Here is a 13,427-nt window from a genome sequence, read left to right on the forward strand (position 1 = left end):
TGTCCGGGATGAAGTCAATCAAGTCCAGCTTGCGCAGCGCCGCTTCCGTGGCCGAATGCATCGCAATCGCCGTCAGCCGGTCACTGCGGTCCCCCAGCTTCAACGTGGCATCCACGAACGTGGAACCATTCAGCACCGTGCTGGTCGTCTTGCTCGCGATGGATTCGCTGGCGATGGTCAGCTTGTTTCCGGACATGCTGGCCGCGGCAAAGATGCCCTTCAGGCACGACACCACCATGCCCTCATCCGTACGCGCCCAGTACTCCGCCACCAGATCCACAATCCGCTGCATCGGATCATCGCCCGAAATCACCTTCGCCAGGTGATTCACACTCCACACCTGCGCGTCATTCTGAATCCGCGCAATGTCCTGGTCGCTGGTGATCTTGTTCACCGTGAGCGATGCCGAATCACTCAGGAGCTGCCGCGCCCCGCTCAGGTCCTTCCAAAACGGCATCTTCACATCGCGCCCGCCGCCCGCTGCCAGAGCGTCAAATTCAGGCGCATGCTCCACAATGCCGCACTGTCCAAACGTGGACAACACCGCCGTCCGTTCGACCGCATACCGCTCGAACAACGTCGGAACAATAATATCTGCCACTGCCGTCTTACTCATAACTTACTCCGTTTCCTTTCTCGTTTTTTACTGATGACTGATCACTGTTTACTGCTTACGCCGCCGCCTTGAGCCGTGCCGCCAAGCCCGGATCACTCTTCTGCAACTTCATTTGCTCCGTGAGATTCCACGTCTCCTTGCGGAACGGGTTTTTCACGGCCCGACTACCGACCGCCCCGGAGGCGTTGCCAGCCGCCCCGCCGCCCGCGTTGGATTCAAACAGGTGCGGTGCTTCCGCCACTTGCTGGTCGGTCCATTCCTCCAAAGTCATGGGGGTGATGCCATCCTTGCCGTAACGAACGGTCTTGCCATCCGCCTCATAAGCCGTGGGCACCCCATTCACCAATCGGAACACCGTGCGCGCCCGCGCCGTGATGTCCGGGATGGCCGTGGGCCGCAGCCCGCGTTTAGTCGCCACCGTGAGCACGCCCTGGTCAATCTGGATCGTCACCAGCCGGGCATTCAACGCATCCCGCTCCCCGGTCAGGCCGAGGACCTGCTTGTCCCAATCCGCCTTCAACCCCTTGATGCGGTTCTCCACCACCTTGTCCACCTCGCCCGCCTTCAACTGGGCGGCTTCCTCAAGCTTCTGTTTTTCGGTAGCCAGCTTGCGAACTTCATCCGGGTCAATCCCCTCGAAGCGTTGCCTCAACTCATCGCGCTCCTTGGCCAGGGCCAGATTGCTGGCGCGGATTTCATCCAGCTTGGTTTTCTCGACCACGCCCTCCGCATCCAAGTGCCAGGCGCCATCGCGTTCGGTGTAAAAACCAGCGTGCTCCGCCGGAATTTCCTCTCTCGATTTGTATTTGTATTTCAGTGCCATAATTTTCTGTGGCAGCCGACATCACGAGGCTCTGTTTTTTCTTCTGCCTTTAGCCTTTTGCCTTCTGCCTTTCCGCACATTACACCACGGTTTTAGAAAATATTTGGCGGAGCACGCGTGGCGCATTTTCATGTTAGCCGATGACTACCCGATTCACGCCACACCACGCCACACCACGCCACAATTTTTTATAAAAATTATTTGACACATTTTAGCTTGATGGACGGAAGACAAAATTAGCCCTAACGTATGACGTTGTGCCTTAAATATTTCAGGCAAGACGCCGGGAAAATGCAATCCGTTAGAAGTTATTTACCTGGTGTTACTGGTATATAACATGAATTTAGAGTTCCACTAAATTCTTGTACATCAAGCTGGGTCGCGTTATAAACTCGCTATTAAGTATATATCGTTACGAACAAGTTTACCGCCGTTGATATGTTTTATGGGAATTGTAGAAACGTATTTTAGGGATATAATTGCCGTGAGAGACACAAATCTCACTTTGTTCGAATGTCATGCTCAGAACTATTTTAATGACATAGCATTTTTCTCTAAAATGCACAGGCAATATGACAAGGAGTTAGAAGCATACACGTCATACAAGTTTAATGTGTTCAAATATATTGATACGAATGAGAATTAAATATCCGCCATAGTGGTTGATATTTTACGGCCGTACGGCGAGCATGGGCAAGGACCCGTTTTTCTTGACGAGTTCCTAAAGCTCATAAATTTCCAAAAAACAACCAAAATACCTACAATTGATACTGAAGTGCTCACTCGTCAACACGTCAATAATTTAAGGAGAATGGACATACTCATAGATTGGTCGGATTTTGGAATTATGATAGAAAATAAACCCCGATATGACGATAAAGACGATCAATTAAAGGATTACGCGTAAGATTTAGCAAATAAGTACGGAAAGACAAACTTCATCATTGTTTATTTGTCAGACGATGGTCATTTTCCTTCTGAAAACAGTATTCCCAAAGACCTTAGGCAGAGGCTTGAGCAGACGAATCAATTTATTCACATAACTTATAGAAACCAGTTTAAGAAGTGGATTCTAAATTGCGTGAGTCTTTGTCAATCCGAGCACTACAAATGGTTTTTAAAGGACTTTATCAATAACACACTAAACAACTACATATGATAGATTTAACAACTGTTATAATTAATCAGGCACTTAAAAACGAAGAGAATCTGGAAGTGGCATTTGAAACATGGAAAGCATTTAGTAGTCGGCAGATTTACGAGAGAATACGCACTGAATTTATTAAGGTATTAATTACTAATATCAATAGCACAATAAAAACAAAATGTGCATTGGATATTAGTGAGGTATGTTGGACTGATGAGAGTACCGGGAATTTTATAAACATACACACTATACTGCATGGGAAAAACTGGATCAATAAGTTTAAATTAGGCATGAAAGACCATGATAAAGATAGACTTTATTTCTCAATTGCCCTTATTAGTGACAATGAGGATAAGCGGAAAAAAGCGCATGCCAGAATTAAACAAGTATTGAATGAAGGTAACGATTTTCCCAATCATTGGTGGAGTCGGGTGAAAAATCCCTATAATAACTGGGAAAGTAATTACGAGGGATTTAAACAATTCGCGTTTTGTGATAAAGTTGCTTTGGAATATTTTTTAGGCAGATTTTCCACTTTTATCGACATAATATCCAATGAGATGAAAGACTTTTGTTAAAAAGAAAGTCTGTTCATTGTAACGCTTGGTTTGGTGTTTTGTTACCGAGAATAGGTGGAGATTGTTTATAGAGGCCAATCAACCCCTTTTCCTCAGCATTCCCGCGCCCATCCGGTATAATTTCCGAACGCCGGAACAAATTGAATAACGTATCCTGGCTGATGGCTCCGGCCTGCCAGGCTGATACCAGCGCCGTGATCTCTTGCGCGCTCATGCCCGTCGTGCGGAAGTCCGTGTTCAAATCCAGCAACGCCTGCTGGTCCGTGATGTCCTCCGGATTTTCTTCCGTTGAATTCCACCAGTACACCCAGCGCACCACATGCGTCAGCGATTCGCTGATGCTCGTGGCCACACTGCTCAGAATACTATCCTCGCCACTCTGCCGGATTTGCAACGCCTCTGCCGTTTCCGCCACTTTCTTCTGCCCTTCCAACAGCCGCGATCCGAGCACCGCCAGCAATCGTTCCGCATGATCCAACGCCCGCTCAAACGACCCGAGCCCTTGCCCCATGTATTCCAGAAAACCAGCCGTGGCGCCGGTGTTTTCAGTTACCCAGGCAACATTCGACCCGATCTTGAGCGTGGCGGTTTTATCAAACCCGCTCACCCAGGCAGTCGGCAGCGCCGTATAATGCAGACCGTGTTTGAAATCGGCATCCATCCGGTAATGACTCAGGTTCATCGCAATGATGTCTTCCAGCGGCACGCGCGCCACGGTCGGCCGCGAGTTCTCCGGCCCATGAAACACAAACGGAATCAACGGCAGCGGCTTGCCCAAACGCAACGGCACCCGCGTTTCCGCCAGTTCCCATTCATTGCCTTGGCTCGTGCTTTGGCTCCTGCCGGCAGTTTTGGGCCGCCAAACATCCACCACACATCGGAAACCATTGGTCCCATCCGTCCCATGAGTCTCCTCCAGCTGCAACACCCGGATCTGTTCCGCGAATCCCGTTGCGAACAGGTCGCTCCCTGAAACTTCCGTCGCCTCTTTCAACACCACCAGCGTGGGAATACTGCGCCCGTTCACCCGTTCCACGCGCCAATTCAAAATTTGCTCAGCCCGGTACAACGTCGCATACGCGCGGTTCTCCCCGTGGCCAGTCTCGTCCGAGCCTTCCCAATCCACCAGCGTGCCACAGCGCCCGACACTCACAACTTCACTGACAATCTGTTTGGAAAAACCATACAACGACGTGCCCAGCATATCGGCGTCATTATTGAATTCTGCCATCGCTTGGCCCAACGCGCTTCCAGTAATCGGCACCTCGATATAGGGCGGCTTGCGGAACAACATCCCGACATAACCAGCCAGCGTCCGGGCAGCGGCGTTAAAGAACACGGCGCGCGCCTTGTACGCCTGGTACTCCTCATCGCTTTGCGCCTCCAATTTGGGCAGGTACTTTTCCCCCGCCACCTTGACGCTGTCTTCACCACCAAGGACATCACGGGCGCGAATCCAAGCCGCGGTCATCAAATCGTATTCCGGATGCGTATTATTCACTGGCATAAATGTTCTTTCTCTTAACTCCCAACCAAATCGGTCGGTATAAAAATACCATCATTATGCTACACAACTGCCCACCCCTATTCAATATGCTGTATTAGCGCCACATCACGCCATATCACGCCACATCACGCCACCGCCATTCTGAACCTGCGCTCGGCAGTGTCCCCCTCCACACCGGATGCTACGCAACCGGTGTTCCGGGGAAACGCCTTCCCATTAGTCCCATCCGTCCCAGTCCCTGCTGTCCTTGGAGTCCTTGCTGTTCTTTCCATTCATTCGTGTAACGCGCACACCACCCATCGGCGGCCCCGTTCGTGCCGCGGCTGTGGGTGGCCAGTCCGGCTCGGACCCCTGGCGGCTCGCGCCAATGGCACTCACGGGGCAGGCCATAGTCGCGTGTGCCTTCTTGGGTTGTTGACTATTAGCAATTTCTGCTAATCCAATGACAAGATAAGGTAAGCAAAGGCTTATCTGATTAGTATAGGTTTTAACGCATCAAAGCTCTGTCACTCTCGAAAAATTATGAAACTGGGCAACCATCGTGTTTTTCGCCCGCACCGTCAAATTGCGGTGGCCATTCTTTTTATGAACCAACATTATCCTTCCGTCATCCGTCGTCTCGCATTGATTTTGGGTTTTGTCCTGATAACGAGCGCCAGCCTGCACGCGATGCCGCAGACTACAACGGCGCAACTGGCCAATCTGCAACCCCTCGCCACCGAGGATTTGCCTCGGTTTGGTACTTACTGGGTTCTTAAAGGCCCCATCCCCGGCAAGCCCATACCGCCCACGCCGTTTCCGCCAACCGATTTGGTAAACCTTGGAGTGCCGGTCTATGCCATGGGCAACGGCCAGTTCATTGTGGATGACAGCCAGGTGGACTATGTGGCGCTCCGGCAACAACAGGCTTTGGATCATGTCGTACGCAGTCTGATGCTGCAAAATGGGCTGGATGACGACCCGCCCATACCAGGAGAAATGGCGATGGCAGATCCGCAGCTTCCGTCAACCTTCCATGACACCAATGAACTGTGGTTGGAGGTTTCCATCTCAAATACCGTCGCCAGCTTTATCATCCATACGCCGGAGGTTGCGGCGTACGATATATTCGGCACCACTTCGCTGGCCACGGATGTCGCGGGGTTGAATCGCACCAATTGGGTTTGGCTGATGCGAACGGACGTCGGCCAAACGAACAATCTGGTGCTCACCAATCGCTGGATGGGTAATGGGTTTTTCCGGCTGGGAACCATGTTGGACTCGGATGGCGACGGCCTCACGGACGCCTACGAGCGGCTGGTTTCCCATACCGACCCGACGAAGTGGGATACGGACGGCGATGGATTATCGGACGGCTGGGAGGTTGAGCACGGCATGGACCCCAATGTTGATGAGAGCGCACAAACCTCCGGGCGGTTGAATTATCAGTACGATGGCGCGGGCTGGCTTCGGGTAATTTCGGGGGCGGCGGGCGAGAGCATCACACTCGATGCGGAAGGCAACGTGCAACAAGTACCGTGAACCGGGCGAAAGGGAACATGATGAAAACGATCCGATTACTAATGCTGGGCCTTTGGGTTGCAATCGCGACTTGCTGGGGGCAGGACACGGCGGAATTCAATGGGCCGGGGTGGTTTCAAAGCACGGACAGGATAATTTCCCACTCGGCGTTGCCTGCCCGCCCAATGACTGCGCAGGGTAACGCGTCCCGGAGCGGATTCAGCCCCATGCAGCTTGTGAGCGCGCCTGAAATTGCCGAGGCGATCACTCCCGAAATTCAGGCCCTGGCGCGCGGACTTGAGAATGATCCCAAGCAGATTTTCGATTACATCCACGACCATATCCGCTACGTGCATTACTTCGGTTCGAAGAAGGGGGCGCAACTGACGCTCTTGGAGCGAAGCGGTAATGACTTCGATCAGTGCGCGCTACTGGTTGCGATGTTGCGGGCCGCCGGTCATACGGCCAGTTACCAGTTTGGTTTTGGGGTCATGACTTACGAAAGTCAGTACGGGGATGATTGGGATTTCAAGCATTGGATAGGGCTGACCATGGATGGTAGCAGCACCAGTGCAAGTACCATCGCCGCTTACACGATGAGCTTGAATGATCGTCGCGGGTATCCGTACTCCTATGCCTATGTGGATGGGACGAATGTCGCCATTGTGCTGCACCGGGTATGGGTCAAGTTGACCTGGAATGATTACACTTACTCGCTCGATCCGGCATTTAAAACCAGTAGGCCTCTTGACGGAATTGATCTCGCCACCGCCATGCGCCTGGACACCAATCAATTGATGACCGCAGCGGCGGGTACCAGCAACGCCGATTATGTCGTCAGCCTGAGCGAAGCAAACCTTCGCAATAAGCTGAGGGATTACACCACCAACCTGGTGAGCTATCTGCAAAGCAGCAACCCAAACTCCGCAGTGGAGGACATTGTCGGTGGGCAATTCATTGAAACCTCATTTTGGGATCCACTGGATCAAAATCTGCCATTTACCGTTGTTGCCGGCTTTACAAGCGACTGGGAAAACATTCCGACGAACCTGATGACGACGCTAAACATCACGGTGGACGCCACGACCAACCAGCTCTTGTTCATGCCGCAGTTGCAAGGGCAAAAGCTGGCGTTGACGTTCAGCACCAATGGGATCGCGCAATTGTGGTTGGAAGACGATCTGTTGCTACAAAAGCAGACCAGTAGCGGCGAGCATGTAGATGTGGTGCTGGGTATAGATCATCCGCATGGAAGTTGGGATTTTACCACCAATACGCTGATTAATTCGAACCGCAATGACCACATAACCACCAACACCTACCAGCGAACCAATGCGAGCTACGCGATCACGTATGCGTTCGAGGCGGACCAGGAATGGCTGCGGCATCGGCAAGACCGGTTGGATCGTTACCGGGAGCAGGGATTGGCGGACACCTCGCGCGAAGTTGTGACGGAGACCCTCAATATCATGGGATTGAATTGGATGCTGCAAACCGAGCGCATTGCCCGTGTGCTGGCGACGCAACAAGACATGCTCTTGCTGCAACATCATCGTTTTGGGCGCATGGCCCAAGAGTATGGCAAGGGCTATTACATCGACATCGGTCAGCAACTGAGCGGCCACTATCCGGCCAACGGAAATGGCGTGAGCGACTTAGCCCGTGGCACACGTATCTTCGACCTGCAAAGCTACTTTTCCAGCGCCGCCGAACACGCCCTGATTGAACAATTGCAGTCAAGCGGTTTGGTGGCGGCGTCCACGGTGAAAATGCTGCAAATCGGCAACGCCAATGGTCAACGGACCTATCAAGCACGAAGTAACAATTGGGCAGCTATTCAATCCAGCTTGAGTAATTACGATAAAACTTATCTGAAGAACAACTTCATTGATAAAGGATATACGCTGCTGCTTCCCGCGAATGGTTCAAATGTCCTTGCCGGTGCAGGCAGTTGGGCGGGTTACGGCATCGTCGCACGCGGCGGAGAGGGCGGATTTAGCGTTATGAGCATGCTCATTAGCGGCGGCTATCACGGTGGTTACGTGGCCAACCCTGGAGCGGTTGTGGACCCACCGTGTGTTGACCAAGCCAGTTGTGTCCAGCCGAATAAATTCAATCAAGGGTCGCCGTTGGTCCCAGCACCCTATTCCGGGGATCCAGTGAGCATGGTGGACGGCTCGTTTAAAATATCAGCGGCGGACCTGACCCTCGGGCAGCCCGAGCCGCGTGGAATTCGGTTCACCCGCTATTACAGTTCCAGCCGCCGGCTCCACAATTTTTCGGGCATCGCGCACGGTTGGACGCATAACTACGATTTGAAGGCGGTGGATGTCAGTGCCCCACTGGCGGGTCTGGGGGACACCACCCCTGCCCAAATGGCACCGATCATTGCGGCCACCAAATCCGCGTTTGCGCTCTACAACACCAATGGCAGTCCGAAAAATTGGGCGGTCACCGCGCTGATCGCCAAGTGGGGCCTGGATCAACTTATCAACAACGCCGTGTCTGTGACTTTGGGCGAGGATACCATCCAATTCATCAAACAGCCCGATGGCACCTACACGCCGCCTGCCAAATCTACCATGACGATGTATAAAACCAACGGGGTTTACCGGGTGCGCGAGCGGCATGGGAACACGTATAAATTCAATAGTGTTGGGCTGCTCACCAATATTGTGGACCTCTACAGCCAAAATCTCACGGTTGCCTACGACAGCAGCAACCGGGTAAGCACCATCAAGGATTGGAAAAACCGCACGCTGACATTGACCTATTCCGGCAGCCCACAGCGCCTCGATACCGTGGCTGACAACACGGGCCGTTCGGTGTCTTACGATTACACGACCACCGCCGGCCAAACAGACCTCACCAGCGTGACCGATCCGGAGAACAAGGCCAGCACCTTTGTGTACGACACCAATCATCAGATCGTGGCCACCCTGGATGCCTTGAACCGCGTGGTGGTATCCAACAATTATGATGGGTTCGGCAGGGTAATAGAGCAATACAGCAAGGGTGATGGCAATCAGTTTTGGCGGTTTTTCTGGTCCGGGTACTTGAATGCCGTGCAGGACCCGGCGGGTGGGCGCAAACAGTATTTATTTGACGACAAGCACCGGCTGATGACCGCAGTTGACGCCATGAACCATTACACGCAGGCCATATACGATGGGCAGGACCATACCATTGGCACAATGTCGCCGCTGGGGGCTTGCACGTACTATTATTATGACGGACACCATAACCTGATTTATACCTTGGACCCGCTGACAAACTGGACTGAGTTTGTCTATGACAACCAGGACAATCTGGTTCGCAGCGTGGATGCGCGCGGCAACACTTCAAAGTTCGGCTATAATGCAAAATACCAGATGACCGGCTCAACCAACGGCGCGGGCGACTGGACCACGTTTGTTTACAGCACCACGGATGGCACGCTTACCAGCCGCACCGATCCAGGTGGCACAACGAGCTACGGCTACGACACCTATCGCCAATTGAGCAGCATTTCCTATCCCGGCAGCCTTGGCAGTGAAACGTTTGGTAACCATGTCCTGGGCGATGTGTTAAGCCACACCAACGCGCGGGCATTTGTGACGAGTTTCCAATACAATGGCCGCCGGGAACTGACGAACACCATCGCGCCAACCAACCTCACCAGCCGGGTGAGCATGGATGCGGTGGGCAACGTGCAAGCCGTAACTGACCCGCGCGGCTTCACCACCAGTAACACCTGGAGCGCCACGCGTAAGCTGCTATCCACCACCCTGCCGACCACGCCGCAAGGCGTGCCCGTCGCGACCAACAGTTACGATATCCGCGATTGGCTGGCACTCTCACTTAATCCGCTCCAGCAAGCGACGCGCTACACCAACGATGCGGACGGTCGCTTGGTTGCGGTCGGCGATCCGCTTGGGCACATCACCCGGTTTGGTTACGATGATGACGACCGGAAAACCGCCACCACGAACGCCGCCAACGAGGTCACCCGCCAGACCTGGAGCTTGCGGGGCGATCTGCTGCAGGTGACGGACCCAGCCAGCCACATTGTCGGGCGTGGATATGATGAGGCGGGAAATCAGGTGCGGCTCACCAACCGGAATGGCAAAGTGTGGCAGTTCCATTATGACGGGGCCAACCGGCTGACGAATACCAGCACGCCGTTGGGCCGACAGACCAAGCTGGTTTATAATAATCGCGGCTTGCTGCAAACCGTGACTGAGCCCAGCACCCAGACTGCCAGCCTGTATTACGATGCACGGGGGCGGTTGACCAACCGCACGGATGGCGTGGGCACGGTGCTCCACCGTTACGACGCCAACAATAACCGCACGAATGTGGTGCAGGCGGGCAAGACCAACGCTTGGGCGTTCGACGCGTATGATCGCGTGTCCACGTACAAGGATGCCGATGGAAATTTGATCCAGTACCGCAGCGATGCCAATGGCAACGTGACGAACCTGGTGTATCCGGGGGGAAAGACGGTGAGCTACGCATTTGACAGCCTGAGCCGCCTGACCAACGTCACGGATTGGGCCAGTCGCAAGACTGGCATCGAGTATGACCTGGCCAGCCGGGTAAAGCGGGTCACGCACCCTAACGGGACGGTGCGGGAGATGGGGTATGACGCCGCCGGGCAGACCACCAACATTCTGGAGCGGACGGCCTCGGGAACCCCGATTGCCCTGTTCAAGTTTGGCTGGAATGCCGCCGCGCGAATGGATTGGGAATTTGCCGCGCCGCTGCCGCATGGCGCGACTCCGCCCACGCGGTCCATGACCTATGATGACGACAACCGGATTGCCACGTTTAACGGACAAAACGTCAGTTACGATTTGGATGGCAACCTGATCACCGGCCCGCTCACCAATAACACACTGGTGAGTTACACGTACGACGCCCGCAACCGGCTGGTAACGGCGGGTGGGCTGGACTACACCTACGATCCGGCAGGCAACCGGGTCGCGGTCACCAATGGCACCAACATCACGCGCCTGGTGGTGGACCCCAACGCGGCGCTGTCCCAGGTGCTGATGCGGGTGAAAAGTGGCGTGACGAACTATTACGTCTATGGTCTGGGGCTGCTTTACGAGGCGGATGACGCCGGGGCCACCAAGACCTACCACTACAATTACCGGGGCAGCACGGTCGCCATCACCGACGACAGCGGCAATGTGACGGACCGGGTGGAATACTCCGCTTACGGAACCACCACCTACCGGAGCGGCAACACGGATACCCCGTTCCTGTTCAACGGGCGCTACGGGGTGCAGACCGATCCCAACGGCTTGCTGTACATGCGGGCACGGTACTACAACCCGTATATCTGCCGGTTTATCAATCCGGACCCATCCGGCTTTTCAGGCGGGTTGAACCATTACGCCTATGCGGACGGCAACCCGGTCAGCTTGATTGATCCATTTGGATTATGTCCATCGGAAGGTTGGGGTGGTGCCGTCGCTACTTGGCTGCAAAACAATGTGAGCGGTCCACTGAACTCTGTTGCTACGGGCTCGACGGTTGCTAACTTTGCCTCCTATATGGCCGGCACGGTCACCGAGGGCCTCGGAGACTTGTTGAGGGTTGGCCAGGGAAGTGCCAGTGCAGTGGACGCAAACAACGGCTGGGACGCGGCCATTGGAATTACGCAGGACATTGGACGTGCGGCTGGAATCGCAACGATGGTTGGCGGGGGATTTGAAGGTGCACTCGGTCGTGGGGGTGCTGCCGCAAAGACGGTAGCGGAAGACGCAACCTACCTTTACCAGAAAGTTGGCGCTCAGGGTGAACATTTGAAATTCGGCATCACCAAGAATCCAGCAACGCGCTACACGCAAGAAGAGCTTGGCGGCGGTCGATTGAAAATCCTCACGGAAGGATCTCGCAAAGACATGCTCCAGCTTGAACGCAATCTCCATGAGACTCTTCCCATTGGGCCGGAAGAAGCTCAAAAGTTTTACATCCAGAAGCAAATCGAGAAGGGACTGAAACCGCCTCCTTACAATCCATGAAATACCAACTTGTGTTGCAGTGGCCGGCGTCCTCAATCAAGGACTACGATGCCATGATTGAGGTTGAGAATGCCTTGGTCGAGAACCTGTCTACGGCGAGTGATGTTGATGGACACGACGCTGGCTCGGGCGAAGTAAACATTTTCATTCGCACCGACGATCCAAAGCGCGCCTTTAACGAGGTAAAGGCCATTCTCGGCACACGCGATTTTTGGATTGATGCCCGAGTTGCTTATCGCGAGGTCGCGGGAAGTGAATACACCATCCTATGGCCGAAGAGCTTGACTGAATTCAAAGTCGCTTAACGATGAAGGAAACGAGTTATGACCACTTCCTGAAATGATAAATTCCCTTGCATGTCTGCTAACGCTGTTTCTCTCACTAAGCGATCTACTAGACTCTGTTGCTACAAGCTCGACGGTTGTTAATTTTGTCTCCTATAGGCCTTTACCATTCCAGCTTCGGATACCTGTAGTTCCAGCCTGTTGCGGCGGCCCCCTTCGTGCCGGGTGCTGCCGCAACCGGCACTCAGGGGCCCGCCTTGCGCATACCTGATACGGATGATGGTCTGTGGATTTCCAGAGCGTACCGCTGGCGCGTCGACCGACACGCACTGTGAACACCAGAGCGAGCTCGCTTTCTGGAGCGCCCTCGCTGCCGCGATCTCGATGCCCGCCATGGATTCCAGTAGTTTCTCGGAGTTCGATACGCCCCCGCTCGCGCGCCATTCGACACGGATTCCGTGATTCACAGTGCTTGGAATTCTGTAGTGCTCCGCTGGCGCGCCAACCGATACGCACTGTGGACACCAGACCTGACTCGCTTTCTGGAGCGCCCTCGCTGACGCGCCCTCGATGCCTGCCATGGATTCCAGTAGTTTCTTGCAGTTCGATACGCTCCCGCTGACGCGCCATTCGATGCGGATTCCGCGATTCATAGTTCTTGGACTCCTATGGGGTCCCGCTCACGCGCCGACTGACACGCACTGTAGACACCAGAGCTTGCTCGCATTCTGGTGCGCCCCCGCTGCCGCAACCTCGATGCCCGCCATGGATTCCAGTAGTTTCTCGCGATTCGATACGCCCCCGCTCACGCGCCATTCGATGCGGATTCCGCGATTAACAGTGCCTGGACTCCAGTAGTGCTCCGCTGACGCGCCAACCGATACGCTCAGGGATAGTGGTGGTGATTCGCAATTCGATACGCCCCGAGGATGTCAGTTCGCTGTGCTCAGCGGAGAAGTCA

7 protein-coding genes are annotated in these 13,427 nt (G+C 54.2%); 4 read left to right on the forward strand and 3 right to left on the reverse strand.

What is annotated here, in order from left to right; all coding sequences use genetic code 11:
- The coding region (locus WCO56_25310; protein ID MEI7732915.1) for a coat protein at window positions 1-616 on the reverse strand (616 nt) is incomplete at its 3' end.
- Window positions 617-671: 55 nt separating this feature from the next.
- Complete coding sequence (locus WCO56_25315; protein MEI7732916.1) at window positions 672-1,439, reverse strand: hypothetical protein; 768 nt, start codon at window positions 1,437-1,439, stop codon at window positions 672-674.
- Window positions 1,440-2,594: 1,155 nt separating this feature from the next.
- On the opposite strand from WCO56_25315, the gene WCO56_25320 reads away from it, so the two are divergent.
- Window positions 2,595-3,164, forward strand: a complete 570-nt coding sequence (locus tag WCO56_25320) for a hypothetical protein (GenBank protein MEI7732917.1) — start codon at window positions 2,595-2,597, stop codon at window positions 3,162-3,164.
- Between the two features lie 13 nt (window positions 3,165-3,177).
- Here the strand turns inward: WCO56_25320 and WCO56_25325 are convergent, their stop codons facing one another.
- On the reverse strand, window positions 3,178-4,671 hold the full coding sequence (locus WCO56_25325) for a DUF4055 domain-containing protein (protein MEI7732918.1): 1,494 nt from the start codon (window positions 4,669-4,671) through the stop codon (window positions 3,178-3,180).
- Window positions 4,672-5,256: 585 nt separating this feature from the next.
- On the opposite strand from WCO56_25325, the gene WCO56_25330 reads away from it, so the two are divergent.
- The 3 genes from WCO56_25330 to WCO56_25340 all read left to right on the forward strand — a co-directional run bounded on the left by WCO56_25330 (window position 5,257) and on the right by WCO56_25340 (window position 12,487).
- Window positions 5,257-6,192, forward strand: a complete 936-nt coding sequence (locus tag WCO56_25330; GenBank protein ID MEI7732919.1) for a hypothetical protein — start codon at window positions 5,257-5,259, stop codon at window positions 6,190-6,192.
- A 206-nt stretch (window positions 6,193-6,398) separates the two neighbouring features.
- Window positions 6,399-12,182, forward strand: coding sequence for an RHS repeat-associated core domain-containing protein (locus WCO56_25335; GenBank protein ID MEI7732920.1), 5,784 nt, complete (start codon window positions 6,399-6,401; stop codon window positions 12,180-12,182).
- Window positions 12,179-12,487, forward strand: a complete 309-nt coding sequence (locus tag WCO56_25340) for an ABC transporter (protein MEI7732921.1) — start codon at window positions 12,179-12,181, stop codon at window positions 12,485-12,487. The genes WCO56_25335 and WCO56_25340 overlap by 4 nt, the downstream gene beginning before the upstream one ends.
- The last annotated feature ends 940 nt before the right edge of the window (window positions 12,488-13,427 follow it).

It is taken from the genome of Verrucomicrobiota bacterium, assembly GCA_037139415.1.
In the GTDB taxonomy this organism is placed as follows: domain Bacteria; phylum Verrucomicrobiota; class Verrucomicrobiia; order Limisphaerales; family Fontisphaeraceae; genus JBAXGN01.